This window comes from Oryzisolibacter sp. LB2S (assembly GCF_040732315.1).
GTDB classification, from domain to species: Bacteria; Pseudomonadota; Gammaproteobacteria; order Burkholderiales; family Burkholderiaceae_C; genus Alicycliphilus; species Alicycliphilus soli.
In genome coordinates this window covers 1,743,935-1,769,059 of sequence record NZ_CP160388.1, presented here as the reverse complement: position 1 = coordinate 1,769,059, position 25,125 = coordinate 1,743,935, and the positions used below count along the sequence as shown (strand labels likewise).

Annotated in this window: 21 protein-coding genes and 1 tRNA gene; 16 read left to right on the top strand and 6 right to left on the bottom strand. The window is 66.0% G+C overall.

What is annotated here, in order from left to right:
* The first annotated feature begins 9 nt into the window (after positions 1-9).
* From dusA to ABUE11_RS08350, 4 genes are all read left to right on the top strand, one after another.
* Positions 10-966: a tRNA dihydrouridine(20/20a) synthase DusA gene (gene dusA, locus ABUE11_RS08365; protein ID WP_367068786.1), complete on the top strand. Its 957-nt coding sequence runs from the start codon at positions 10-12 to the stop codon at positions 964-966.
* Between the two features lie 109 nt (positions 967-1,075).
* Entirely contained in the window at positions 1,076-2,128 is a 1,053-nt protein-coding gene (locus ABUE11_RS08360) for a RelA/SpoT domain-containing protein (RefSeq protein ID WP_367068584.1), read from the top strand.
* Positions 2,129-2,309: 181 nt separating this feature from the next.
* The gene (phaZ, locus tag ABUE11_RS08355; RefSeq protein ID WP_367068583.1) at positions 2,310-3,620 is read left to right on the top strand and encodes a polyhydroxyalkanoate depolymerase; all 1,311 of its coding nucleotides are present in this window, start codon (positions 2,310-2,312) and stop codon (positions 3,618-3,620) included.
* A gap of 12 nt (positions 3,621-3,632) precedes the next feature.
* Complete coding sequence (locus ABUE11_RS08350; protein WP_367068582.1) at positions 3,633-4,316, top strand: RnfABCDGE type electron transport complex subunit B; 684 nt, start codon at positions 3,633-3,635, stop codon at positions 4,314-4,316.
* Between the two features lie 19 nt (positions 4,317-4,335).
* Here the strand turns inward: ABUE11_RS08350 and ABUE11_RS08345 are convergent, their stop codons facing one another.
* Positions 4,336-5,841 (bottom strand): methyl-accepting chemotaxis protein, encoded by a 1,506-nt coding sequence (locus ABUE11_RS08345; RefSeq protein ID WP_367068581.1) that lies wholly within the window; start codon positions 5,839-5,841, stop codon positions 4,336-4,338.
* Between the two features lie 157 nt (positions 5,842-5,998).
* Here ABUE11_RS08345 and dapC point away from each other — a divergent pair, with 157 nt between their 5' ends.
* The 6 genes from dapC to ABUE11_RS08315 are packed head-to-tail and all read left to right on the top strand — an operon-like array spanning position 5,999 to position 13,303.
* Complete coding sequence (dapC, locus tag ABUE11_RS08340; RefSeq protein WP_367068580.1) at positions 5,999-7,201, top strand: succinyldiaminopimelate transaminase; 1,203 nt, start codon at positions 5,999-6,001, stop codon at positions 7,199-7,201.
* A 7-nt stretch (positions 7,202-7,208) separates the two neighbouring features.
* Positions 7,209-8,033, top strand: coding sequence for a 2,3,4,5-tetrahydropyridine-2,6-dicarboxylate N-succinyltransferase (gene dapD / locus ABUE11_RS08335; RefSeq protein ID WP_367068579.1), 825 nt, complete (start codon positions 7,209-7,211; stop codon positions 8,031-8,033).
* Positions 8,034-8,091: 58 nt separating this feature from the next.
* Positions 8,092-9,255: a PilT/PilU family type 4a pilus ATPase gene (locus ABUE11_RS08330; protein WP_367068578.1), complete on the top strand. Its 1,164-nt coding sequence runs from the start codon at positions 8,092-8,094 to the stop codon at positions 9,253-9,255.
* A gap of 18 nt (positions 9,256-9,273) precedes the next feature.
* Positions 9,274-10,449: a succinyl-diaminopimelate desuccinylase gene (gene dapE / locus ABUE11_RS08325; protein WP_367068577.1), complete on the top strand. Its 1,176-nt coding sequence runs from the start codon at positions 9,274-9,276 to the stop codon at positions 10,447-10,449.
* Positions 10,446-11,354: a 50S ribosomal protein L3 N(5)-glutamine methyltransferase gene (gene prmB / locus ABUE11_RS08320; RefSeq protein WP_367068576.1), complete on the top strand. Its 909-nt coding sequence runs from the start codon at positions 10,446-10,448 to the stop codon at positions 11,352-11,354. The genes dapE and prmB overlap by 4 nt, the downstream gene beginning before the upstream one ends.
* Entirely contained in the window at positions 11,351-13,303 is a 1,953-nt protein-coding gene (locus ABUE11_RS08315; protein ID WP_367068575.1) for an ATP-binding cassette domain-containing protein, read from the top strand. Before prmB ends, ABUE11_RS08315 begins: the two co-directional genes overlap by 4 nt.
* A gap of 430 nt (positions 13,304-13,733) precedes the next feature.
* On the opposite strand, the gene phbB is transcribed toward ABUE11_RS08315, so the two are convergent.
* The 3 genes from phbB to phaC all read right to left on the bottom strand — a co-directional run bounded on the left by phbB (position 13,734) and on the right by phaC (position 17,566).
* Entirely contained in the window at positions 13,734-14,471 is a 738-nt protein-coding gene (phbB, locus tag ABUE11_RS08310) for an acetoacetyl-CoA reductase (RefSeq protein ID WP_367068574.1), read from the bottom strand.
* A 129-nt stretch (positions 14,472-14,600) separates the two neighbouring features.
* The gene (locus ABUE11_RS08305; RefSeq protein ID WP_367068573.1) at positions 14,601-15,779 is read right to left on the bottom strand and encodes an acetyl-CoA C-acetyltransferase; all 1,179 of its coding nucleotides are present in this window, start codon (positions 15,777-15,779) and stop codon (positions 14,601-14,603) included.
* Positions 15,780-15,850: 71 nt separating this feature from the next.
* Positions 15,851-17,566, bottom strand: coding sequence for a class I poly(R)-hydroxyalkanoic acid synthase (gene phaC, locus ABUE11_RS08300; RefSeq protein ID WP_367068572.1), 1,716 nt, complete (start codon positions 17,564-17,566; stop codon positions 15,851-15,853).
* A gap of 195 nt (positions 17,567-17,761) precedes the next feature.
* Here phaC and ABUE11_RS08295 point away from each other — a divergent pair, with 195 nt between their 5' ends.
* A complete protein-coding gene (locus ABUE11_RS08295; protein WP_367068571.1) occupies positions 17,762-18,064 on the top strand; it encodes a hypothetical protein in 303 nt (100 codons plus the stop codon).
* On the opposite strand, the gene pgeF is transcribed toward ABUE11_RS08295, so the two are convergent.
* Entirely contained in the window at positions 17,981-18,844 is an 864-nt protein-coding gene (gene pgeF, locus ABUE11_RS08290) for a peptidoglycan editing factor PgeF (RefSeq protein WP_367068570.1), read from the bottom strand. The two genes, ABUE11_RS08295 and pgeF, sit on opposite strands and share 84 nt — an antisense overlap.
* Before the next feature lie 100 nt (positions 18,845-18,944).
* Between pgeF and ABUE11_RS08285 the strand changes: the two genes are divergently transcribed.
* Complete coding sequence (locus tag ABUE11_RS08285) at positions 18,945-19,640, top strand: fumarylacetoacetate hydrolase family protein (protein WP_367068569.1); 696 nt, start codon at positions 18,945-18,947, stop codon at positions 19,638-19,640.
* A gap of 87 nt (positions 19,641-19,727) precedes the next feature.
* Complete coding sequence (locus ABUE11_RS08280) at positions 19,728-20,276, top strand: NUDIX hydrolase (protein WP_367068568.1); 549 nt, start codon at positions 19,728-19,730, stop codon at positions 20,274-20,276.
* Positions 20,277-20,308: 32 nt separating this feature from the next.
* Here ABUE11_RS08280 and ABUE11_RS08275 read toward each other — a convergent pair whose 3' ends face one another.
* The gene (locus ABUE11_RS08275) at positions 20,309-22,846 is read right to left on the bottom strand and encodes a transglycosylase domain-containing protein (protein WP_367068567.1); all 2,538 of its coding nucleotides are present in this window, start codon (positions 22,844-22,846) and stop codon (positions 20,309-20,311) included.
* A gap of 255 nt (positions 22,847-23,101) precedes the next feature.
* Here ABUE11_RS08275 and ABUE11_RS08270 point away from each other — a divergent pair.
* From ABUE11_RS08270 to ABUE11_RS08260, 3 genes are all read left to right on the top strand, one after another.
* Positions 23,102-23,175 (top strand) — tRNA-Gly (locus ABUE11_RS08270).
* 173 nt (positions 23,176-23,348) lie between these two features.
* Positions 23,349-24,584: an integrase arm-type DNA-binding domain-containing protein gene (locus ABUE11_RS08265; RefSeq protein WP_367068566.1), complete on the top strand. Its 1,236-nt coding sequence runs from the start codon at positions 23,349-23,351 to the stop codon at positions 24,582-24,584.
* A 21-nt stretch (positions 24,585-24,605) separates the two neighbouring features.
* Complete coding sequence (locus ABUE11_RS08260; protein WP_367068565.1) at positions 24,606-25,082, top strand: hypothetical protein; 477 nt, start codon at positions 24,606-24,608, stop codon at positions 25,080-25,082.
* The last annotated feature ends 43 nt before the right edge of the window (positions 25,083-25,125 follow it).

Sequence of the window (25,125 nt, the reverse complement as noted above, 5' to 3'; positions counted from 1 at the left end):
CCCTGGCGCATGAGCGTGGCGCCGATGATGGACTGGACGGACAAGCATTGCCGCCACCTGCACCGCCTGCTGTCGCGTCACACGCTGCTCTATACCGAGATGGTGACCACCGGCGCCCTGGTGCATGGCGACGTGGCACGCCATCTGCGCTTTGACGCGCCCGAGCACCCGGTGGCACTGCAACTGGGCGGCAGCGAGCCGGCCGATCTGGCGCACAGTGCGCGTCTGGGGCAGGACTGGGGCTATGACGAGATCAACCTCAACTGCGGCTGCCCGAGCGAGCGCGTGCAGCGCGGTGCCTTCGGCGCCTGCCTGATGAACGAGCCTCGCCTGGTGGCCGACTGCGTCAAGGCCATGGTGGACGTGGTGGATGTGCCCGTCACCGTCAAGCACCGCATAGGCATAGACCAGGGCGAGGACTACAGCTTTGTGCGCGACTTTGTCGGCACCGTGGCCGAGGCCGGGTGCAAGGTCTTCATCGTGCACGCGCGCAATGCCTGGCTCAAGGGCCTGTCCCCAAAGGAAAACCGCGAGATTCCGCCGCTGCGCTACGAGGTGGCGGCGCGGCTCAAGGACGACTTTCCGCGGCTGACGATCGCCATCAATGGCGGCTTTCAGGCCGACGCGGCGGTGCAGGAGCAGCTGGCGCTGGTGGACGGCGTGATGGTGGGCCGCGAGGCCTATCACAACCCCTGGTGGCTGGCACGCTGGGACGAGCTGTTCTTTGGCGCGGCGCCAAGTGCCCTCACGCGCGAAGAGGTCGAGGAGCAGATGGTGGAGTACATGGAGCGCGAGGCCGCCACCCATGGCACGCATTGGTATGCAATCGCCCGCCACATGCTGGGCCTGCGCCACGGCCTGCCCGGCGCGCGGCGCTGGCGCCAGGTGTGGAGCGACCACCGCCTGAAGCACCTGCCTGCGCGCGAAGTCATGGCGCTGGCGCGCACCAGGCCCGTTCCGGCCTAGTTTCAGCGTGGTGCCCGCAGCGGCGGACGGGGCGCCCGCCTCCGGTCCGTGCGGCAAAAGCCCGCCGCCCTTACCATAGGCGCTGTCTTCTCGAGCGCCTGGTATCCACATGTCCGCGACATCCCATCTGGCCCGTGAGGAGGCCGTCTTCCACGCCTTCTACGAGCGCGAGCTGCCCGTTCTGCAGCAGGCCTGCGCCCGCTTCATGGCGCTGTTGCAAGCCATTCTTTCGCAGGCGCGCCATATCGACATCGCCAAGGTCGAGGGCCGCGTCAAGGACCGTGACGAGTGCCTGCACAAGTTCTCGCGCAAGTACCGTACGGCCCTCGAGGACAGCGGAGCGGCCTACGAGATTCGCCACTACATCACCGACCTGATAGGTGTGCGCGTGGTCTGTCTGTACGAGGATGAGCTCGAGAAGGTGGCGCAGATCGTGCAATCGCATTTCGATGTGATCGACGTGACCGACAAGGTCAGCGCCATGGAGGGCACGGAGGCGTCCTTCGGCTACAAGGGCCTGCACCTCGATCTGCGCTTCAACGCCACCCAGGCCGCGCTGCCCGACCATGCGGCCTTTGCCAACCAGCCGTTCGAGCTGCAGGTGCGCACCATCATTCAGGATGCCTGGAGCGTGCTGGATCACCGGATCAAGTACAAGAAATCCATTCCCGCGCCGCTCAAGCGACGCATCAACGTGCTGTCCGCGCTATTTGAGCTCGCCGATCGCGAGTTCCGCCAGATACGGGACGCGACCGCGGCCGAGTTGCAGCATGCGCCGGACGAAACCGACGAACCCGAGGCGGAGGCCGTTCGTCCTCAGACCCCGGGCAGCGAGCTCAACGCCTTCACCTTCCTGAAGATCGCCAACCATTTCTTCAAGGACGCCGAGTTCGACGCGCAGAAGGTGGACCAGTTCGTCGACGACATCCGGGCCTGGTCACCGGGTATCACGCGCGCGCGCTTCAATGCGCTGATGCGCGAAACCCTGGCCACCGTCAAGCGCTACAAGCAGTTCTACGAGGAACGCAACCCGGAAAGCAGCTTCACCCCCTTCACCGTCATACGCCACTGCCTCTATTTGGGTGAAAAGCAGGTCTTTCATCGTGCTTTACGCAACAGTGCACGCGAGGCCTTCGAGGCATGGTTGCAGGGTCTTGACTGAGGAAATCCAGAGATGAAAAATCTGCCGACGCGCCTTACCACAAAGCGGCTAAAGCTATTAACACGATAGTCAAACCCGGCCCATCTTTGTCCCATACGAGACAGGTTTTCCGTATTTCCCACGCACACCGCTTCGGTCGATAGATACGATATTGTGCACTGCAACATAAAATAGGCGCCCCATGCTATACACCCTGTATGAATCTCAGCGCACCCTGATGGAACCGTTTGCAGACCTCGCGCAGGCCGCTGCAAAGTTCTACAGCAACCCCTTGTCGCCCTTCAGCGAAACGGATCTCGCGCACCGTTTGTCTGCGGGCTGCGAGCTCATGTTCCGACTGGGCAAGGACTACGAAAAGCCCGAATTCAACATTCGCACCGTTGATGTCGACGGTGTGAACTGCGCCATCCACGAACGCATCGAGATCAACAAGCCGTTTTGCGAGCTGCGCCGCTTCAAGCGCTTCTCGGACGATCCCGACACCCTGCTCAAGCTCAAGGATCAGCCCGTGGTGCTGGTCGTCGCGCCCCTGTCCGGTCACTACGCGACGCTGCTGCGCGACACGGTGCGCTCCATGCTCGAGGGCCACAAGGTCTACATCACCGACTGGAAGAATGCGCGCACGGTTCCGCTGTCCGAGGGTGATTTCCACCTTGATGACTACGTGAACTACGTGCAGGAGTTCATCCGCCACCTGCAGAAGAACTATGGCAACTGCCATGTGATCAGCGTATGCCAGCCCACCGTGCCGGTGCTGGCTGCCATCTCGCTGATGGCGAGCCGGGGTGAGACCACGCCGCTGTCCATGACCATGATGGGCGGCCCCATCGACGCGCGCAGTTCTCCCACGGCGGTGAACAACCTCGCCACCAAGCGCAGCTTCCAGTGGTTCGAGAACAACGTCATCTACCGTGTGCCGAGCAATTTCCCGGGCGCGGGCCGCCGTGTCTATCCCGGCTTCATGCAGCACATGGGCTTTGTTGCGATGAACCCTGACCGTCACGCCACCAGCCACTACGACTATTTCAAGAATCTGGTGCGTGGTGACGACGCCAGCGCCGACGCCCACCGGAAGTTCTACGACGAGTACAACGCCGTGCTCGACATGGATGCCAACTATTACCTCGAGACCATCAAGACGGTGTTTCAGGAGTTCAAGCTGGTCAACGGCACCTGGGACGTGCGTGCCGTCAATGGCGACCTTGAGCGCGTGCGCCCTCAGGACATCACCAGCACCGCGCTGTTGACCGTTGAGGGCGAGCTCGACGACATCTCCGGCTGTGGACAGACCAAGGCTGCGCACGACCTGTGCAGCGGCATTCCGGAGGGCCGCCGCATGCACTATGAGGTCAAGGGTGCGGGCCACTATGGCATTTTCAGCGGCCGCCGCTGGCGCAAGCATGTCTATCCCAAGGTGCGCGACTTCATTCTCGAAAACCAGCCTGCCCAGATGGCGGCCGAGGCACGCACGCGTCGCGCGCGCAGCGCCTGACGACGAAACGCCATGACGCCCCCTGCCGAGGCCCCGCTGCTGCCGCTGTCACCGACAGAGGAGCAAAAGGCCTTGGCAGCACGCATCGAGGCGGCCCTGCCGCAGACGCAGTGCACGCGCTGTGGCTACCCGGACTGCGCCAGCTATGCGCATGCCATTGCCCGTGGCGAGGCGGAAATCAACCAATGCCCCCCCGGAGGGGCGCAGGGCGTGGCGCGGCTGGCGGCCATCACCGGCCGGCCCGAACGGCCTCTGAGCGCGCAGCATGGTCAGGAAGCGCCGCGGGCCGTCGCCGTCATTGACGAGAACTGGTGCATTGGCTGCACCCTGTGCATCAAGGCCTGCCCGACGGACGCCATTCTTGGCTTGAACAAGCGCATGCATACCGTCATGGCGATGCATTGCACGGGCTGCGAGTTGTGCGTCCCCGCATGCCCCGTGGACTGCATACGCATGGAGAACGTCAGCGGACAGGCCACCGGCTGGGCGGCCTGGTCCGTCCTGCAGGCCGAACAGGCCCGCGCGCGCTACCAATCGAGAAAGATGCGCCTCGATCTCGAACAGCAAGAGGCAGACGTCTCGCCCGCGCCGCAAGCGGACACACTGCCGGGCGCACGCGACGGCCAGGACAGCAAGCAGGCGGCCATTGCCGCCGCACTGGCACGCGCCCGTGCCCAGCGCGGCGAACGCGGCTGAGGCATTGCCTGACCCCGCGTCAGGCCACGGCCAGCGTCTTGTAGACGCCGCAGCCCAGATACAGGTCGCCCACGCGCTGCACGAACGACATCTTTGTCTGCACCTTGCCGGTGGCGGGATGGACGATGTCGTATTCCACCCAGCCTGGCGAATGTTCGGCCTGCGCGATGATCGCCTGAAGCAGCTGCTCGCCCGCGACGCCTGGAATGTCCTGCACGCGTGTTCCCACCTTGGCGGGGTTGCCACCGAAGGCCTTGTAGGCCCCCGCAGCATCGAGCGCAAACACGTACATGTCGCGATCGTGGTAGGGCTGCGCCGGGTCCGACACGGTGCGCAGAAACACCTCGCGCGGATAGGCTCGGTGCAAGGCCGCCGCGCGCCCGACCAGGGCCTGCGCCTCCTCGGCCGTGCCCTGCTGCAGCCGGTAGTTGCAGACCGCGCGTGACAGCGTCTGGGCGCGGCTTTCCAGGGCCTGCGCCTGGCGCAGCGCCTCGCCCACCATCAGCGCATTGCTGCGCGTGATCCGATCGAGCTGTTGCACCGCCTGATTGATCTCGCTCAGACCGTTGCCCTGCTCGCTTGCCGAGTGCGATATCTCGCTCATGTGCGTGGCCACGCCGCGAATGCCGTCGACCATCGCATGAATGCCCTCACCCGTGGCGCGTATCAGGCCCGCGCTGGCCTGCACCTGCTGCATGGAGGTGTGGATCAGGCCACGGATCTCGCGGGCCGCCTCGCCGGATCGATGCGCGAGCATGCGCACCTCGGACGCGACCACGGCAAAACCCTTGCCCTGTTCACCGGCGCGCGCCGCCTCCACCGCAGCATTGAGCGCCAGGATATTGGTCTGGAACGCGATGCCGTCGATGACCTGGATGATCTCGCCCATGCGCCGCGCATCGCTCTCTATGCTCTGCACCGAATCCACCGCGCGTGCCATGGCCTGCGTTCCAGAGTCGGCGGCCGATCGCAGGTCACGTGCGCGCCGGTCCGCGACCTCGGCCGCCTGCGCATTGCTGCTCACTGCCGACGACAGCTGCGCCATGCTGGCAACCGTCTGCTCCAGGCTCGCCGCCTGCTGGTCGGTGCGCTCGGCAAGCTGCCCATTGTCCGTGGCGAGCATCTGGCCGGCATGGGCCACCAGCGCCGCATTGCTTCGCACGTCGGCCACCATGGACGAAAGCATCAGCACCATCTCGTCGAGTTGCCGGCCCATGCGCCCCAGCTCGTCCGCGCCGGCCACCCCGGTCTGGGCGCACAGATCACCCTGAGCGACGCGATCCATGGCCGCACCCAGGCGGCCCAGATCGGCGCTGACGCTCATCTGCAGAGAAAGCGCCAGATAGGCCGTCAGCAACACCATAGCCGCGCAAGCAGGCCAGGTGGCTTGCATGCCAAGGCCCTGCATTGCCGCGACCACCAGCTGCGCCAGTACGGCGACACCCGCTAGCAGGGCCAGCTTGTGCGCAAAACGCAACCGGCGCATGAGCCGAATGCCGGGCTGCCAAACGATCGAACCTGCCATTTGTCACGTCTCCTTCCACTCTCCAGCGTCGCAGATGTATGGTTTTGTTTGTAACATAAACAAACATTTTGTTTAAGTTCAAATACCCCATATTCCGCCCGACCATGTATGTGCCATTGCACGCACGCGCCCGCGGGCCATCCTGGATAATCGCGCCATGAACCCCCTGCTTTCCCTATTGCAGCCCTACCCATTCGAGAGGCTGCGGCAACTCTTCGCGGGGGTGACCCCGTCTGCGCAACACCGTGCGATCAGCCTGGGCATGGGGGAGCCGCGGCATGCGACGCCGCGCTTCATTCAGGAGACTCTGGCTTCCAACCTGGCCGGCCTGGCCAATTACCCCTCGACGGCCGGCGAGCCGCGCCTGCGCGAGGCCTGCGCGGCCTGGCTGCAGCGGCGCTATGGCATCACCGTCGATGCCGCCACCCAGGTGCTGCCCATCAACGGCTCGCGCGAGGCGCTGTTCGCCTTCGCGCAGACGGTGCTGGATCCGACGCGGCTCGGCGCCACCGTGGTCTGCCCCAACCCGTTCTACCAAATCTACGAGGGCGCGGCGCTGCTGGCCGGCGCCACCCCGTACTACGCCCCCAGTGATCCGGCACGCAACTTCGCCGTGGACTGGGACAGCGTGCCCGAGGCCGTGTGGCAGCGCACGCAGCTGCTCTTTGTCTGCTCCCCGGGCAACCCCACGGGCGCCGTCATGCCTCTATCCGAGTGGGAGCGACTCTTCGCCCTGAGCGACCGCCATGGCTTCGTGATTGCCTCCGACGAGTGCTACAGCGAGATCTACTTCCGTGACGAGCCGCCGCTCGGCGGCCTGGAGGCCGCGGCCAGGCTGGGCCGCAGCGACTACCGCAACCTGATGGCCTTCACCAGCCTGTCCAAGCGCAGCAACGTACCCGGCCTGCGCAGCGGCTTCGTGGCGGGCGATGCCGCGCTCATCAAGGCCTTTCTGCTCTACCGCACCTACCACGGCAGCGCCATGGGCCCGGCCGTGCAGGCGGCCAGCATTGCCGCCTGGGGCGACGAGGCCCATGTGCAGGAAAACCGCGCGCTGTACCGTGACAAGTTTGCCAAGGTCACACCCATGCTGGCCGAGGTCATGGACGTGCGCCTGCCCGACGCGGGCTTCTACCTCTGGGCGGGGCTGCCCGAGGCCCTGGCCATGAGCGACGCCGAGTTCGCCCGCGAGCTGCTGGCTCAATACAATGTGACGGTGCTACCGGGCAGTTATCTGGCGCGCGAGGCGGGCGGCGCCAACCCTGGCGCCCGACGCGTGCGCATGGCCCTGGTGGCCGAGGCCGAGGAATGCGAAGAGGCAGCCCGGCGCATTGTGCAATTCATCCAATCCCGTACCTGAACTCACCATGAGTCAACAACTTCAGACCCTGATCGACAACGCCTGGGACAACCGCTCTGGCCTCTCCACCGCCTCCGCCCCCAAGGAGGTGCTCGACGCCGTCGAGCATGTGATCGCCGAACTCAACCATGGCCGGCTGCGCGTGGCCACGCGCGAAGGCGTGGGCCGCTGGACCGTGCATCAGTGGATCAAGAAGGCCGTGCTGCTGTCCTTCCGCCTGAAGGACAACGCCGTCATGCGCGCTGGCGACCTGGCCTTCTTCGACAAGGTGCCGACCAAGTTCTCCGACCTCACGCCCGACGAGCTGGCCGCCACCGGCGTGCGCGTGGTGCCGCCCGCCGTGGCGCGCCGCGGCAGCTTCATCGCCAAGGGCGCGATCCTGATGCCCAGCTACGTGAACATCGGCGCCTATGTGGACGAGGGCACGATGGTGGACACCTGGGCCACCGTCGGCTCCTGCGCCCAGGTGGGCAAGAACGTGCACCTGTCGGGCGGCGTGGGCCTCGGAGGTGTGCTCGAGCCGCTGCAGGCCGGCCCCACGATCATCGAAGACAACTGCTTCATCGGCGCGCGCTCGGAGATCGTCGAGGGCGTGGTCGTCGAGGAGAACTCCGTCATCAGCATGGGCGTGTACATCGGCCAGAGCACGCCGATCTACGACCGTGCCACGGGCGAGACCCTCTACGGCCGCGTGCCCGCGGGCTCGGTGGTCGTCAGCGGCAACCTGCCCAAGGACGGCGGGCGCTACAGCATGTACGCCGCCATCATCGTCAAGAAGGTGGACGCCAAGACGCGTTCGACCACCAGCCTGAACGACCTGCTGCGCGACTGACGAAAACGCCAGCCCACGGGCTGGCAGCGCGCGAACACGACCAAGAGAGGGAGCGAGCATGAGCACAATGGAGCGGATCTTGCGCCTCATGGGCGAGAAAAAGGCCTCCGACGTCTATCTGTCGGCCAACGCACCGGCGCTGATCAAGATCAACGGCGAATGCGTGCCCATCAACAGCCAGCTGCTCCCGCCCGATGCGCCACGCAGTCTGCTGGCCGAGGTCGTGCCGCCCGAGCGCATCGAGGAGCTCGAGGAGACGGGCGAGCTCAACATGGGCGTGCCCCTGCCGGGCGTGGGGCGCTTTCGTATCAGCGCCATGCGCCAGCGCGGCACCTACGCCGTCGTGATCCGCTTCATCGCGCAGGACATCCCCAAGCTGTCAACCCTGAGCCTGCCGCCCGTGCTCAGCGAGCTGATCATGGAAAAGCGCGGACTGATCCTGGTCGTCGGCGCCACGGGCTCGGGCAAGAGCACGACGCTCGCCGCCATGATCGACGAGCGCAACGAAGCCATGACCGGCCACATCCTCACCGTCGAGGATCCCGTCGAGTACCAGTTCAAGAACAAGCGCTCCATCGTCAACCAGCGCGAGATCGGCGGCGACACGCAGTCGCTGCAGACGGCGCTCAAGAACGCGCTGCGCCAGGCGCCCGACGTGATCCTGATCGGCGAGATTCGCGACCGCGAGACCATGTCCGCCGCCATCGCCTACGCGCAGTCGGGCCACCTGTGCCTGGCCACGCTGCACGGCAACAACAGCTACCACGCGCTCAACCGCATCCTGTCGTTCTACCCCGTCGAGGTGCGCTCCACCATGCTGGGCGACCTGGCCTCGGCACTCAAGGCCATCGTCTCGCAGCGCCTGGTGCGCACCAAGACCGGCCAGCGCGTCCCGGCGGCCGAGATCATGCTCAACACCAAGCTGGTCGCCGATCTGGTCGCACATGGCGATTTCTCCGGCGTGCGCGAGGCCATGGAAAAATCCATGGCCGAAGGCTCGCAGACCTTCGAGGAGGCGCTGGCCCAGCTCATCCTGAGCGACACCATAGACCGCAAGGAAGGCATGGCCTACGCCGACTCCCCCACCAACCTCATGTGGCGGCTGCAGAACGACTTCTCACTCGCCGCCCGCGCCGCCAAGGCACAGCAGGAGGCGAACCAGCCGACCGAGGACGACGCACCGTCGTTCACCGAGATCGTGCTCGACGTCAAGCCTGCCTGAACACGCCCTTCCCCACCAATGTCCCCCACCCTGCTGCTGACCGAACAACTCATCGCCCGCCCCTCCGTCACGCCCGAGGACGCGGGCTGCCTGGACCTGCTGACCGAGCGCCTCGCCCCCCTGGGCTTTGCCTGCGAACGGCTGGACAGCGGGCCGCCCTCATTCCATGTCAGCAACCTGTGGGCAAAACGGCCTGCAGCGCCCAACCAGCAAGCGCAGGCAGCTACAAAAACAGTAGTTTTTGCGGGCCACACCGATGTCGTGCCCACCGGGCCCGTCGAGCAATGGAGCAGCCCACCTTTCGTGCCCACGCAGCGCGATGGGCGCCTCTATGGCCGCGGCGCGAGCGACATGAAGACCTCCATCGCCGCCTTCGTCGTGGCCGTGGAGGAATTCCTCGCCGCCACGCCGGCGCCGGCCATCGACATCGCCTTTCTGCTCACCAGCGACGAGGAAGGCCCCTCGGTGGACGGCACCAAGGTGGTGGTCGAGAGGCTGCGCGCGCGCGGCGAGCGCCTGGACTGGTGCATCGTGGGAGAGCCCACGGCCGTCAAGGCCACGGGCGACATGATCAAGAACGGCCGCCGCGGCACGCTCTCGGGCAGGCTCACCGTGCGTGGCGTGCAGGGCCACATCGCCTACCCGCAGCTCGCGCGCAACCCCATCCATGAGGCCGTGCCGGCGCTCGCCGAACTCGCCGCCACGGTCTGGGACCAGGGCAACGCCTTCTTCCCGCCCACGAGCTGGCAGATGAGCAACATCCACGCCGGCACAGGCGCGACCAACGTCATCCCGGGCCAGGTGGTCGTGGACTTCAACTTCCGCTTCAGCACCGAATCCACGGCCGAGGGCCTGCAGGAGCGCGTGCACGCCCTGCTCGAGCGCCACGGTCTCGACTACGAGCTGGCTTGGACGCTGGGCGGCCAGCCGTTTCTGACGCAGCCCGGCGAGCTCGTGGGCGCCGTGCAGCAGGCGATTGCGGCCGAGACGGGCCTGACAACCGAGCTCTCCACCACCGGCGGCACCAGCGACGGGCGCTTCATCGCCCAGATCTGCCCGCAGGTCGTGGAGCTGGGCCCGCCGAACGACAGCATCCACAAGATCGACGAGAACATCCGCCTGGTGGACATCGAGCCGCTCAAGAACATCTACCGGCGCACGCTCGAAAACCTCAACGCGCAGGCCGCGGCATGACGGGCAGCGTGCACGGCGACACCGTGGGCGCGCTGATCGCCAGCGGCGCCGCACGCCTGGCAGAGGCCGGCGTGGCCTTCGGCCATGGCACGAGCAACGCGCAGGACGAGGCCGCCTGGCTCGTGCTCTGGAGCCTGGGCCTGCCGCTCGACAGCCCGCTGGGCGACGAGCCCGAATCCATAGGAAATCAGGCCGTAACGCCCGCCAGTCAAGTGCAGGTAGCTACTCTTTTTGAGGAGCGCATCGCCACGCGCAAGCCCGCCGCCTATCTGACGCACGAGGCCTGGCTGGTCGGCGTGCCGTTCTACGTGGACGAGCGCGCCATCGTGCCGCGCAGCTTCATCGCCGAGCTGCTGGCCGACGGCAGCATCGACGACTGGCTCAGCGACCGCACCAGGCAGGTGCTCGACCTGTGCACCGGCAACGGCTCGCTCGCCTGCCTGGCCGCCATGGCCTGGCCCGAGGTGCAGGTCACGGGCGCAGACCTCTCCCCGGACGCGCTCGCGGTGGCGCGCATCAACGTCGAAAAACACGGCCTGCAGGACCGCGTGCGGCTGCTGCAGTCCGACGGCCTGGCGCAGACACCCGGCCCCTGGGACCTGATCCTGTGCAACCCGCCATACGTGAACGCGCACAGCATGTCCGAGCTGCCCCCGGAATACCGCGCCGAGCCCGAGCTGGCCCTGGCCGGCGGAGCCGACGGCATGGACTTCATCCGCCGCCTGCTGCAAGGCGCCCCCGCCTGCATGAGCGAGGACGCCGTGCTGGTGCTTGAGATCGGCAACGAGCGCGCCCATTTCGAGGCCGCCTTTGCACAACTGCCCGTGTTCTGGCTGCCCACCAGCGCGGGCGAAGACCAGGTGCTGCTCATCACGCGCGCGGCCCTGACCGACTTTTTCGCATGATCACTCTCAGAAACGTCACCTTGCGCCGTGGCAGCAAGGTGCTGCTCGACGGCGTCAGCGCCAGCATCAACCCCGGTGAAAAAATAGGCCTCGTGGGCCGCAACGGCGCCGGCAAGTCCACCCTGTTCGCGCTCCTGAACGGCACGCTGAACGAGGACGGCGGCGACTTCTTCATGCCGCCGCAATGGCGCATGGCGCAGGTCGCCCAGCACATGCCCGAGACCACACAGTCCGCCACCGATTTTGTGCTCGATGGCGACACACGCCTGTCTCACCTGCGCGAGCAGCTACAAAAGGCGGAGCAATCCGGTGACGGCATGGCGATCGCCCAGGCCCATGCCGACCTGGCAGATGCCGGCGCCCACGACGCCCCGGCGCGCGCCCAGGCGCTGATCCTGGGCCTGGGCTTTCAGGTGGCCGAGCTCGATCGGCCCGTGAACAGCTTCTCCGGCGGCTGGCGCATGCGCCTGCAGCTCGCCCGCGCCCTCATGTGCCCGAGCGACCTGCTGCTGCTCGACGAGCCCACCAACCACCTGGACCTGGACGCGCTGGTCTGGCTCGAGGCCTGGCTCAAGCGCTACGAGGGCACGCTCATCGTCATCAGCCACGACCGCGAGTTCCTCGACGCCGTGACCCAGGCCACGCTGCACATCGACAACGCCCGGCTCACGCGCTACGGCGGCAACTACAGCCAGTTCGAGGAGCTGCGCGCCCAGCAGCTCACGCTGCAGCAGGCGGCGTTCGAGCGCCAGCAGGCAAAGATCGCCCACCTGCAGAAGTTCATCGACCGCTTCAAGGCCAAGGCGACCAAGGCGCGCCAGGCGCAAAGCCGCGTCAAGGCGCTCGAGCGCATGGAGCGCGTGGCGCCGGTGCTCGCCAGCGCGGACTTCACTTTTGAATTTCAGGAGCCCGCCAACCTGCCCAACCCCATGCTGGCCCTGACCGACGCGAGCTTCGGCTATCGGCTCGAGGACGACAGCGTCAAGACCATTCTGAGCGGCGTGAGCCAGACCGTGCTCGCCGGCCAGCGCATAGGCATCCTGGGGGCCAATGGCCAGGGCAAGTCCACGCTGGTCAAGACCATTGCACGCACCATGGCACCACTGGCCGGCAAGGTCACCGAGGGCAAGGGCCTGGCCATAGGCTACTTCGCCCAGCAGGAGCTCGATGTGCTGCGCGAGGGCGACCATCCGCTCGCCCACATGGTGCGCCTGGCGCGCGACTGCGGCGTGGACGCGCGCGAGCAGGATCTGCGCAACTTCCTCGGCAGCTTCAACTTCAGCGGCGACATGGTGCTGCAGAACGTGGGAAGCATGAGCGGCGGCGAGAAGGCGCGCCTGGTGCTGGCCATGATCGTCTGGCAGCGGCCCAACCTGCTGCTGCTCGACGAGCCCACCAACCACCTGGACCTGGCCACGCGCGAGGCCCTGGCCATGGCGCTCAACGAGTTCGAGGGCACGGTCATGCTGGTCAGCCACGACCGCGCGCTGCTGCGCTCTGTCTGCGACGAGTTCTGGCTCGTCGGGCGCGGCCGGGTCGGGCCGTTTGACGGCGACCTGGACGACTACCAGCGCTACCTGCTCGATGAATCCAAGCGCCTGCGCGAACAATCGCGCGCCATGGCCGAGGCTGCGGCCCCAACATCCGCCACAGCCGTACCTGCCGCTCCCGCCATCGACGCCCGCGAGCAGCGCCGCCTGGACGCCCAGGCGCGCCAGCAACTGGCCGAGAAGACCCGGCCCCTGAAGCGCGAACTCGAAACCATAGACCGGCGCCTGGAGCATCTGTCGGCAGACAAGGCGCAGCTCGAAGAGCGCCTGATGCAGCAGCTTGCACCGCCCGAGATCGCCGAATGCGGCCGGCGCCTCAAGGCCTGCACGGACGAGATCGAAACGCTGGAGGAGCGCTGGCTGGAGGTCTCCAGCGCGCTGGAGGCACTGCAAGGCTAGGCTGCAAGTGGTCTGCGCGAATTGTGGATAACCATCGGAGACATATATCCACACATGGTTGGGCGCTACATAAACCAGAGTGCAATCCATGCCATCGAGTGACGTAGCATTTTTTTGCGATTGGATGTCAACGGCACTTTCGGTGTCCGCGTTGTGGATACATCTAAGGAGTTTTTTCCATGACCATGACCACAATGCTCTCTGCCTGGCCCGAAGACGAACGCGATCGCAAGCGCGCTCCAGCCCGCCTGTAAGCCCGTAAATGCGTGAGCCGGCCTGCCTCGTGGCCGTTCAATAACCCCAACCCACCGAACCTTCGAGCGACCGCTTCGTCCGGAGTTCATCCATAAACAAAAAAGGAACGTGCAGGCACGTTCCTTTTTTGTTTTGGGCGTCTGGCCCGCCGGGAATGGCGGGCCCAGTCGCAGGATCAATGCATGTGCAGGCCACCGTTGACGGAGAAGTCTGCACCCGTTGCATAGCCGCCCTCTTCCGAGGCAAGCCAGGCAACGATGGAGGCGATCTCGCTGGGTTCGCCCAGGCGCTTCACAGGCACGGTGCCGACGATCTTCTCGAGCACGTCGGGGCGGATGGCCTTGACCATGTCCGTGCCGATGTAGCCCGGGCTCACGGTGTTCACGGTCACGCCCTTGGTCGCCAGTTCCTGCGCCAGCGCCATCGAGAAGCCGTGCATGCCGGCCTTGGCGGCCGAGTAGTTGGTCTGGCCGGCCTGGCCCTTTTCACCGTTCACGCTGCTGATGTTGATGATGCGGCCCCAGCCCTTGTCCACCATGTCGGCCACGACCTGCTTGGTCACGTTGAACATGCTGTTGAGGTTGGTCTCGATCACGGCATCCCAGTCCTCGCGCGTCATCTTCACGAACATGCGGTCGCGCGTGATGCCGGCGTTGTTCACCAGAACGTCGATGTTTCCGTGCTCGGCCTTGGCCTTGGAAAAGGCCTCCACAGTCGAGTCCCAGTCCCCGACGTTGCCGACCGATGCATGGAAGGTGAAGCCCAATGCCTTCTGTTCGCCCAGCCATTTCTCATAGTCACGCGTGGGGCCGCAGCCGGCGATGACCTTCATGCCATCGCGGTGCAGGCGCTGGCAGATCGCGGTGCCAATTCCACCCATGCCTCCCGTGACATATGCGACTTTCTGACTCATTGTGTGCTCCTTTACTTCGTGGATGAAACTGAAATCACTCTATCTAAGAAACCTGCCCGGGTGATCAAGGAAAACACGGGCCATCGAACATGCCCGCCCCGGCCACGAGGCCAAGGCGGGAATCCCGGATCAGCGCTCGAGCGCCAGGGACACGCCCATGCCGCCGCCAATGCACAGCGCGGCCAGGCCCTTCCTGGCGTCACGGCGCTGCATTTCGTGCAGCAGCGTCACCAGCACGCGACAACCCGACGCGCCAATGGGGTGACCGATGGCGATGGCGCCACCGTTGACGTTCACGCGCGCAGGGTCGATGCCGAGCTCCTTGTTCACGGCGCAGGCCTGGGCGGCAAACGCCTCGTTGAGCTCGAACAGGTCCACGTCGGCGGCATTCCAGCCCGCGCGCTGCAGGGCCTTGCGCGACGCCGGCACCGGGCCCATGCCCATGGTGGCGGGGTCGAGACCGCTCGTGCCATAGGCGGCGATGCGCGCCAGGGGCTTGAGGCCCAGGGCAGCGGCCTTCTTGGCCGTCATGACCACCACGGCGGCGGCGCCGTCGTTGATGCCCGAGGCATTGCCCGCCGTCACGGAGCCGGCCTTGTCGAAGGCCGGACGCAGGCCCGCCAGGGCTTCGGCGTTGGTCTTGCGGTTCAGGTATTCGTCGGCATTGAAGAGGATGGGGTCGCCCTTCTTCTGCGGCAGCGACACGCCAACGATCTCATCGGCGAAGCGACCGGCGTCCTGGGCCGCGGCTGCCTTTTGCTGGCTGGCCAGGGCCAGGGCGTCCTGCATCTCGCGCGTGATGCCGTACTGCTTGGCCACGTTCTCGGCGGTGATGCCCATGTGGTACTGGTTGTACACGTCCCACAGGCCGTCGACGATCATGGTGTCCTGCATCTTCCAGTCGCCCATGCGCTGGCCTTCGCGCGAACCGTTGAGCACATGGGGCGCGAGGCTCATGTTCTCCTGGCCGCCGGCGACGACGATCTCGCTGTCGCCCGTGGCCACGGCCTGCGCGGCCAGCATCACGGCCTTGAGGCCCGAGCCGCAGACGGCGTTGATGGTCAGCGCCGGGGTTTCCTTGGCGATGCCGGCCTTGATCAGCGCCTGGCGCGCGGGGTTCTGGCCGCAACCGGCCGCCAGCACCTGGCCCATGATGACCTCACCCACCTGGTCCAGGCCCACCTTGGCGCGCGCCAGCGCCTCCTTGATGACGATGGCGCCCAGCTCGGTGGCCGGGGTCTTGGCGAGCGAGCCGCCGAACTTGCCCACGGGCGTGCGTACGGCGGAAACGATGACGATGTCTTCCATGGTGAGTCCTCTGAAGGGAAAGATGCCCCGCGACCCCGTGCCGCGGGTTCATGAACATGCTATGTGATCGATCAGGCCTTTTGTTTGACGTAACGCCCTGGAGCAGGCTCGATGGCCGTGAAATCGGGCGCCCGGCCATAGTCCTTGGGCGCGGCAATCTGTTTGCCGCCATGGCTCTTGAGCCAGTCGCTCCAGTCATCCCACCAGCTGCCGGGCAGCTGATCGGCGCCTTCCACCCACTCCGCCAGCGTGGGGGGGAGCACTCCGTCCTCGCGTATCCAGTGGCTGCGCTTGTTCTTGGCGGGGGGGTTGATCACGCCCGCGATATGGCCCGATGCGCCCATGACGAAGCGCTTCTTGCCGGGCAGCACCTGGGTCGAGGCATAGGCCGCGGCGGCGGGCACGATGTGGTCCTCGCGTGAGCCATAGATGTAGACCGGCAGCTTGACCTTGCCCAGATCGAGCCGTTCGCCGCACACCGTCAGGGCGCCGGGCTCGATGAGCTTGTTCTCCAGGTAGAAGTTGCGCAGATACCAGGCGTAGTAGGGTCCGGGCAGGTTGGTGCTGTCGCTGTTCCAGTACAGCAGGTCGAAGGGCGGCGGGGTCTGGCCCTTGAGGTAGTTGTCCACCACGTAGTTCCACACCAGCTCGTTGGGGCGCAGGAAGCTGAAGGTGGACGCCAGGTCCTGTCCCTTCATGAGGCCGCCCTGCCCCATCTGCATCTCGCGCATGCGCACAAAGGTTTCGTCGATGAAGACGTCCAGGATGCCGGTGTCGCTGAAGTCGATCAGCGTCGTGAGGAAGGTGGCGCTCGCCACGCAGTCCTGCTTGCGCGCGGCCAGCACGGCGAGCGCGTTGGTCAGCATGGTGCCGCCCACGCAAAAGCCCAGGGTGTTGATCTTGGGCGCTCCCGTGATCTCCTGCACCTTGGCGATGGCGGTGAGCACCGCGCCCTCGATGTAGTCGTCCCAGGTCTTGTTCGCCAGCGATTCATCGGGGTTGCGCCAGCTGATCACGAAGGTGCGCTGCCCCTGGGAGACGGCGTAGCGGATCACCGAGTTCTCGGGCTGCAGGTCCAGGATGTAGTACTTGTTGATGCACGGCGGCACCATGAGGAAGGGGCGCTCGTACACCTTGGGCGTGCTCGGCTTGTATTCGATGAGCTGGAACAAATCGTTCTCGAACACCACGGCGCCCTCGGTCGTGGCCATGTTGCGGCCGACCTCGAAGCGGCTCTCGTCCGTCATGGAGATATGGCCCTGGCGCATGTCGTGCAGCATGTTGGCCACGCCCTTGGCGATGCTCTCGCCATGGGTCTCCAGCGCCATCTTCTGCGCTTCGGCGTTGAAGGCGAGGAAGTTGCTCGGCGCCATCGCGGCCAGCCATTGCTCGACGCCGAAGCGGATGCGCGCACGGGTCTTGTCGTCGGCCTCGACCGCATCGGCCAGCCCCATGAGGGCGCGCGCCTGCATCTGGTAGGCCGCCACCGAATAGGCCGACAACGGGTTCTGCGCCCAGCTCTCTCCCGCAAAGCGGCGGTCGGCACCGGCGCTCACCTTCGGGCTCATGCCCTGACCCAACAGAGAATGCAACTCCTCCAGGTACTGCTGCTGCAGCTCGGCCAGCTTGTCGGGGGCAAAGGTCACCGGCGACGATGGCTGCACGGGCATGGCCATGGCCTTGCTCAACTCCCCTGGCTGCAACGCCTGAAACAGGCTGCTCCAGCTGTCGACAAGCATTTGCTGAAATTGCCGGGTGCCCTCGGCCCAACCACTGTCATTGCTCATACGGTCTCCATGTAGTTGCCCAGCAGCGGGCTGGAGCTTCATTGTTGCCGAGCTGTCACCTAGGCGGCAACTTCGAGCGCTTTTTTCGGTTATTCGGGCCATTTTCGATGTATCAAACTGTTATTCAGTGTGGTTTGACGCCCTTTCAGGAGGGCTGCCCGCCACAATCAGACGTTTGCTTACTCGAATCTGAACATGTACCTGGTGCTCATCGCCTGGTTCTACGTCACGCTGATGATGGCCGTTGCCGAGGCCCTGGCGCCCAACGGCACGGTGCTCGGCGCCGTCGTGACCTTTGTGCTCTATGGCCTGCTGCCCATGGCCATCGTGGGCTACATCCTTGGCACGCCGGCGCGCAAGCGCGCGTTGCGTGCGGCGCGCGAGCGTGAGCGCGATCAGGCCAAGGCGGCGGCTTCAGCCGCCGAGCCAGATGCAGGCGGCCATGCGCCCGCTGCCGCCCAGCCGGGCGCTGTCACGCCGGTGCGAGAAGAACCGTGAGGCGTTGGCCACAGTGCACCACGGGGTGCTGCCATCGTTGCCGTAAAGGGCTGTGACCCCCTGGGCGCGCAGACGCTGGCGCGCCAAGCCCGCCAGATCGGCCAGCCACTTGCCGGCCCTGCCCTGGGGCTGGAAATGCCGCGCCGCCTGCGGGTCCTGCGCGCAGAAGGCTGCGCGCACCTCGTCCCCCACCTCGAAGGCCTGCGGGCCTATGCAGGGGCCAAGCCAGGCAAGTATCTCCTGCCCACGTTGTGATGCTACGGTGTTGATAGCTTCTGGCGCTTGCCCAGCGGGCGTCTCCTGCCAAAAAGACTGCAATGCCGCCTCCAGCACACCGGCGGCCAGGCCGCGCCAGCCCGCATGGGCCGCGGCCACGCGCGTGCCCGCCCGGTTGGTCAGCAGCACGGGCAGGCAGTCGGCGGCCATGACGGTGCAGGCCACGCCGGGCAGGGTCGTGGTGCAAGCGTCGGCATCGCGGCCAGGGACGCTCGCGCAGTCCAGCGGCTGCACAACCGTGCCATGCACCTGGTGCAGCCACGCCAGGTGCACGGGCCGGCCCGCCGCCGCATCGAGGGCTGCCTGCAGCACCGCCCAGTTGGCGCGCACGGCCGCGGGGTCATCGCCCACATGGTGGCCCAGGTTGAGGCTGTCAAAGGGTGGCGCGCTCACGCCCCCGTTGCGGGTGGTGCACAGGGCATGGACATGGGCGGGCGCGGGCCAGTCGGGCCGCAGCCAGTCGTGAATGAGGGTGTGCGTCACGGATTCAGATTCGGCCTTCATGATTTCGGCGATTCGGAGAGCAAAGATGCCATTGCCATGCAGCATAAACGCCCGCGCGCTCGTGGCACACTGCGGCAGACCGCAAGACCGAGACCTGCCGATGAACTACGTCATTCCCCCCGGCGCCCAGGCCAGCGTGCCCGTGCTGGGCAGCGCCGACCAATTTCCCGTGCACCGCATCTACTGCGTGGGCCGCAACTATGCCGAGCATGCGAGGGAGATGGGCTTCACCGGCCGCGAGCCGCCCTTCTTCTTCATGAAGCCCGCCGATGCCGTGCTGCCCGTGGCCGCCGGCGAAACGGGCCGCATGCCCTACCCCAGCCTGACCCACGATCTGCACCACGAGATCGAGCTGGTCGTCGCCATCGGCCAGGGCGGCAGGAACATCGCTGCAGCGAACGCCCTGCAGCATGTCTGGGGCTACGCCGTGGGCCTGGACATGACGCGCCGCGACCTGCAGGGCGAGATGAAGAAGCAGGGCCGCCCCTGGTGCATTGGCAAGGGCTTTGATGCCAGCGCGCCCATCGGCCCCATCACGCCCGCGGCGCAGGCCGGCGACGTGGAGCAGGCCGCCATCTGGCTGCAGGTCAATGGCGCGGACCGCCAGCGCAGCAACGTGAGCCAGCTGATCTGGAACATCAGCGAGACCATAGAGCACCTGTCCAAGGCCTGGGAGCTGCAGAGCGGCGACCTGATCTTCACGGGCACGCCCGAGGGCGTGGGCGCCGTGGTGCGCGGCGATGTGCTCGAGGGCGGCATCGACGGTCTGTGTCCGCTGCGCGTGGAGCTCGTCTGAGACACTGCGAGTGACCTCATCACTACATCAACAATAGCTGCTCGCGCTTGATACACAAGCGTTGGAGCCATTTTTTGCACATACCCGATGATCTTCCGCCGCCCCATCCAGCATTGCCGTGAATGCGGCGCTGCCGTGGCCTACCGCCTGCCCGACGATGGCGACACGCGCGAGCGCGCCATCTGCACCGTCTGCGGCACCATCCACTACGAGAACCCGCTGATGGTCGTGGGCACGGTGCCCGTGCTGGGCGAGCGCGTGCTGCTGTGCAAGCGCAACATCGAGCCGCGCTGGGGCAAGTGGACGCTGCCCGCGGGCTTCATGGAGCTCGACGAGACCACGGCGCAGGGCGCCGCACGCGAGACCGATGAGGAGGCCGGCGCGCAGATCGAGCTGGGCCCGCTGTTCTCGCTGCTCAACGTGCCCCAGGTGGGCCAGGTGCACATCTTCTACCTGGCCACTTTGCAGAGCGACCGCTTTGCCCCGGGCCACGAGACCATAGAGGCCAGGCTGTTCACCGAGGACGAGATCCCCTGGGACGAGATCGCGTTTCGCACCGTCAAGAAGACCCTGGAGCAGTACTTCGCCGACCGCCGCGCGGGACACTTCGGCATGCACAGCTTCGACATCGTCTGACCGCCTGAACGCCGGAAAGCCTGACTGCGCCTTCAGCGCTCCCCCTGCATCAGGGCGACACCGGCCCGCGGCTCTGCCACCGCGCGCTGCACAGGCTCGATGCGCACGCCCGCGGCATCGAGCGGTACGGTCGCGGGCTGCTCGGGCGCGGGCTCTGGCGCGTCGGGCTGGTTCACCCACACGGGCGGCTCGGCCGGCGTGGTCGCGCGCGGCATCACCTCCTGCAGGGGCACGAGCGGTGCCTCGATGATCTCCGGGCGTTCCTCGGGGGGCGGCTGCGTGGCCGCGTCGGGCGCGCGCGGCGGCTCGCCGGACGGAGCGGACACGGGGGGCACGGCAGGAGCCGTGGGCGCCGCGCCCGTCGGGTCGCCCTGCCCCACCGACCCGCCTGCGGGCCGGCCGAACAGGTCATAGACCCAGTTGCGCAGCGTGCCCGTGGCCGCGGCGAGCCAGGAGCTTTCCTCCTCGTCGATGAAGCGCTCGCGCGCGTCGATGATCTTGCCGCGCAGCGCCTGGCGAAACACATCGCCCACCATGGGCAGCGCACTGTGCGCGCCCTGGCCCCAGTAGTCGCTGCGCAGCGTGATGCGCCCGTCGTTGAAACCCGCCCAGGCGCCGGCCACGAGCTGCGGATGCATGAGGATGAACCAGCCGTCTGTGTTGTCCTGCGTGGTGCCGGTCTTGCCCGCCACATCGGCCGTGATGCCGTAGCGCCCGCGTATGGCCACGCCCGTGCCCTTGTCGATGACGGCGCGCATCGCGTCGCGCAGCTCCTGCGCGGCCGTGATGCCCAGGGCGCGCTCGGGCGGCGCGCCCGGGAACTCGGCGAGCAGCTTGCCATGCTTGTCCTCGATGCGCGTGATCACGCGCGGCGCCCTGTAGAGCCCGCCGCTGGCGATGGTGCCGTAGGCGGCGACCATCTCCTTGAGCGTGACGGGGCTGGTGCCCAGGGCCAGCGCGGGCACGGCCTCGAGCCGCGACTCGCGCACGCCCATGGCGCGCGCGAGCTGGACCACGCGCTCGGGCCCCACCTGCTGCATGAGCTGGGCGGTGATGGTGTTCTTGGAATAGGCCAGGCCGTCGCGCAGACTCATGGGCTCATCGCTGGGCGGCCGCCCCCCGTCCGTCGGACGCCAGACCTGCCTGCCGCCCAGGGGGATTTCGACGGCCTGGTCCATCAGCTCGTCCGTGGGCAGCATGCCCTTGGCAAAGGCCGCGCCATACACAAACGGCTTGAACGTGGAGCCGGGCTGGCGCCGCGCGGCCTGCACATGGTCGAACGGGTCGGCGTTGTAGTCGCGGCTGCCCACCCAGGCCAGCACCGCTCCGCTTTGCGGATCGAGCGCCATGAAGCCGGCCTGCACGCGTGTCTTGGCCTGGCGCAGCTGGCGCAGGAACTCGCCATCGGCCAGCAGCTTCCTGAGCGCCTCCTCGGGCTCCTCGCCCGCGGCCACGGCCTTGGCGTAGCGCGGGGACTCGCGCACCAGTTGCTGCACCAGCGCGCTCTTGGCGCTCCAGACGCTGCGCGGCGCCCAGGCGGCATCGGCCACGCCCTGCAGCTGGCGGCCCTGGCGCTGCACGGCCTGGGTGGCGATCTCCTGCAGCCGGCCGTCAATCGTGGTGCGCACCACCAGCCCGTCGGAATACAGGCTGTAGCCGTTCTCGTCGGCCCAGTCGATGAGCTGGCGCCTGAGCTGCTGCGCCAGATGCGGCGCCAGGCCCGCGACCTCGCTCTGGCGCTCGAAGCGTATGCGCAAGGGGCGCTTGACGAGGCGCTCATAGTCCGCCGCCGAGAGCTTGCCGCGCTTCTTCATCTGCGCCAGCACGGTGTTGCGCCGATCCTGGGCGCGCTCCGGGTTGAGCACGGGGTTGTAGTAGGCCGTGCCCTTGAGCATGCCGATCAGCGTGGCGCTCTCGAGCACGTTGAGCCTGTCGGCCGATTTGTCGAAATAGGTGCGCGCCGCCATCTCTATGCCATAGGCGTTGTAGAGAAAGGGCACGGTGTTCAGATACGTCTCGAGGATCTCGTCCTTGGAGTACAGCCACTCGATCTTGAGCGCCGTGATCGCCTCCTTGAGCTTGCGCGTGAGCGTGGGCGCGCGGCCAATGTCCTCGGGGTAGAGGTTGCGCGCCAGCTGCTGCGTGATGGTCGAGCCACCCTGGCGGTCGCCCCCAACGGTACGCACCAGGGCCGAGGCCGTGCGCCGCCAGTCCAGGCCGAAATGCTCGTAGAAGCGATGGTCCTCGGTGGCGATCAGCGCATCGACCACGGGCCGGGCGATGGTCTTGAGCGGCACCCACTCGCGGTTGACCCATTTGTATTCGGCCAGCAGGCGCCCATCGGCGGACACGAGCTGCGCGGGCTCGTCATTCCTGGCCTTGCGGATGTCGCTGATGGCGGGGGTGAACGGAATCAACGCCAGCACATACAGCAGCCCGGCCAGCGCCAGCGCGGCCAGCAGCCACAGCAGGCCATGGGCCGACAGCCAGCGCTCGGGCGGCCGCACCAGGCGGGCGATCTGCGGCCACCACAGGGCCCAGCGCGCGCGCAGAGAGGCAGAAAAGGTCATCAGGAATTTGAAAGAAATCAGGCTCCAGCGCTTATCCAACAAGCGCGAGAAGCTATGAATAGAGAAGCAATCGCTGGGCAGATACGGCTCACCCGGGCCGATGGACGACGGGCGATGCGGCGCTACGAAAGCCTCGCTTTATACCGCCAATCGTTTGAAATCAATGGGTTACGGGTTTTTACAGCGCGTAAAGCCGCATATGCGCAAGCGCCAGGCCCGAATGGCCCGCCGCGCTGCGCTAGAATCCGCGCCGCTGCGGGTGTAGTTCAATGGTAGAACGGCAGCTTCCCAAGCTTCATACGAGGGTTCGATTCCCTTCACCCGCTCCATTTATGACTTTCATAAGCAGTCATAAACAGTCAAAAACCCAACATAATCAACCACTTAGGCTAATTTAAGCCGTCAAGTGCAGTCATGTGCCGCCATTGCAGCGCAGCACTTTTGGGGGTACAACCTGGGGGAACGGGGCAAATTTGCCCCCATCCCTGGAGTTTTGTTCCCCATGCTGACTGAAATCACCTGCAAAGCTGCGACCTGCCCCGAGGACAAGCCGCGTGTTCGTCTTACTGACGCTGGCGGGCTCTACCTGGAAGTCACGCCCAACGGGGCAAAGCGTTGGTTCTGGAAGTACCGCTTCGACGCGAAGGAAAAGCGCCTGTCCCTGGGCAGCTATCCCGCCGTCAAACTGAAAGAGGCCCGCTTTGCCAGGGATGACGCCCGCAAGCTGCTGTCTCAAGGCAACGACCCGGTACAGCGCCGCAAGATCGACAAGGCCTCCGCCCGCGTTAACTCCGGCACGACCTACGAAAAAGTGGCGCGTGAGTTTCACGCCATGAAGGTCAAGGAGTGGAGCGAAGCGCACTTCACCAAGTGGATAAGGCTGCAAGAAGCAAACCTGTTTCCCTGGATCGGCCCGCTGCCGATTGCCGAGATCACTGCGCCCCTGCTGCTGGAGACACTGCGCCGCGTGGAGGCCAGGGGCAAGAACGAAACGGCCCACTCCCTGCGCCAGTACGCGGGCCAGGTGTTCCGCTACGGCATGGCAACAGGCCGATGCACCCAAGACCCTGCCCACGCTTTGCGGGGTGCCCTGCAAGCTGTGATCGTCAAGCACATGGCCGCTGTATTGGAGCCCAAGCAGGCCGGGGAACTACTACGGGCCATTGACGCCTACCACGGGCACCCAACGACCCGCGAAGCGCTGATTCTGTCCGCCCTGCTCTTTCAGCGCCCCGGCAACATCCGGCAAATGGAATGGGCCTGGGTTGACCTGGAGGGCGCGATGCTGACCATCCCGTCAAAGGATATGAAGCGCACCAAGCAAGGCAAGATCAACGGTAGGCCGCACCTTGTCCCGCTGGCACCGCAGGCCGTGGCCTGCCTCAAGCGCATGCAGGTTCTATCCGGCACTGGCCGCTACGTGTTCCCGTCCTTGCTGACCGGCGAGCGCCCCATGAGCGACAACACGGTGAATACTGCCCTGCGCCGCATGGGCTACACCAACAGCGAAATGACCGCCCACGGGTTCCGTGCGATGGCCCGCACCATCCTGGGCGAGCACTTGGAGACTGATCCCGAGGTGATCGAGGCGCAACTGGCCCACGGCAAAAGCGGGCCGCTGGGCATGGCCTACGACCGCACCACCTACATGAAGCAGCGCCGCGAAATGATGGTGCAGTGGGCCAACTACCTCGACGAGCTGCGCCAGGGCGCGGACGTGGTGCAACTGCGCGCATGAATCACAAACAGCAATCAGCCAATGAAAAAAGATAAATCAATCTCACTTGGCTCATGGGTTTGGACTTTCCCCGATGGGTCAACGGGAGAAATGCCAGCCGTTGATTTAGAAGAGCGTTTGCAGCGGCAGTATCAGGCAATGGCATCAAGCGATGATCCATTACTCGCCGAAGCTGGGCGACGTCGCCTAAGAGAGGCAGCAGAAAATGCAGCCGCCCAGCAAATCGCCAATATGCATCGCGCAGCCATTGCGAAGCGCCCTAGACCCAGCAAACGAGGTGATCTCAAAGAAAAGATTCAGTCGGCCATGCGCGCGGAAAAGACGCGCGGTACAGACTTCAAAACGCTCATGAGCCGGTGGGAAAAAGGGGTACTCAATGGTTTGCGATGCCAGCCCGAGGACGAAAACAACTACCTGATAGAGGACGAAAACGACATCGAGGGACGCCAGCGCAAGTACACCTGGGGCACGCTCCAAACCTACTACTCGCAATCTTGATTTAACGTTAACGCCGCTAACGTTAATCGCACCTCGACATTGC

Bases quoted from the DNA above. Each gene is read 5' to 3' on its own strand.
- phaZ (WP_367068583.1), top strand. From the start codon at position 2,310: ATGCTATACACCCTGTATGAATCTCAGCGCACCCTGATGGAACCGTTT.
- ABUE11_RS08330 (WP_367068578.1), top strand. From the start codon at position 8,092: ATGAGCACAATGGAGCGGATCTTGCGCCTCATGGGCGAGAAAAAGGCC.
- ABUE11_RS08280 (WP_367068568.1), top strand. From the start codon at position 19,728: ATGATCTTCCGCCGCCCCATCCAGCATTGCCGTGAATGCGGCGCTGCC.
- ABUE11_RS08315 (WP_367068575.1), top strand. From the start codon at position 11,351: ATGATCACTCTCAGAAACGTCACCTTGCGCCGTGGCAGCAAGGTGCTG.
- dusA (WP_367068786.1), top strand. From the start codon at position 10: ATGAGCGTGGCGCCGATGATGGACTGGACGGACAAGCATTGCCGCCAC.
- prmB (WP_367068576.1), top strand. From the start codon at position 10,446: ATGACGGGCAGCGTGCACGGCGACACCGTGGGCGCGCTGATCGCCAGC.
- ABUE11_RS08360 (WP_367068584.1), top strand. From the start codon at position 1,076: ATGTCCGCGACATCCCATCTGGCCCGTGAGGAGGCCGTCTTCCACGCC.
- phaC (WP_367068572.1), bottom strand. From the start codon at position 17,566: ATGAGCAATGACAGTGGTTGGGCCGAGGGCACCCGGCAATTTCAGCAA.
- ABUE11_RS08275 (WP_367068567.1), bottom strand. From the start codon at position 22,846: ATGACCTTTTCTGCCTCTCTGCGCGCGCGCTGGGCCCTGTGGTGGCCG.
- phbB (WP_367068574.1), bottom strand. From the start codon at position 14,471: ATGAGTCAGAAAGTCGCATATGTCACGGGAGGCATGGGTGGAATTGGC.
- pgeF (WP_367068570.1), bottom strand. From the start codon at position 18,844: ATGAAGGCCGAATCTGAATCCGTGACGCACACCCTCATTCACGACTGG.
- ABUE11_RS08285 (WP_367068569.1), top strand. From the start codon at position 18,945: ATGAACTACGTCATTCCCCCCGGCGCCCAGGCCAGCGTGCCCGTGCTG.
- ABUE11_RS08295 (WP_367068571.1), top strand. From the start codon at position 17,762: ATGTACCTGGTGCTCATCGCCTGGTTCTACGTCACGCTGATGATGGCC.
- ABUE11_RS08305 (WP_367068573.1), bottom strand. From the start codon at position 15,779: ATGGAAGACATCGTCATCGTTTCCGCCGTACGCACGCCCGTGGGCAAG.
- ABUE11_RS08260 (WP_367068565.1), top strand. From the start codon at position 24,606: ATGAAAAAAGATAAATCAATCTCACTTGGCTCATGGGTTTGGACTTTC.
- dapC (WP_367068580.1), top strand. From the start codon at position 5,999: ATGAACCCCCTGCTTTCCCTATTGCAGCCCTACCCATTCGAGAGGCTG.
- dapE (WP_367068577.1), top strand. From the start codon at position 9,274: ATGTCCCCCACCCTGCTGCTGACCGAACAACTCATCGCCCGCCCCTCC.
- dapD (WP_367068579.1), top strand. From the start codon at position 7,209: ATGAGTCAACAACTTCAGACCCTGATCGACAACGCCTGGGACAACCGC.
- ABUE11_RS08350 (WP_367068582.1), top strand. From the start codon at position 3,633: ATGACGCCCCCTGCCGAGGCCCCGCTGCTGCCGCTGTCACCGACAGAG.
- ABUE11_RS08265 (WP_367068566.1), top strand. From the start codon at position 23,349: ATGCTGACTGAAATCACCTGCAAAGCTGCGACCTGCCCCGAGGACAAG.
- ABUE11_RS08345 (WP_367068581.1), bottom strand. From the start codon at position 5,841: ATGGCAGGTTCGATCGTTTGGCAGCCCGGCATTCGGCTCATGCGCCGG.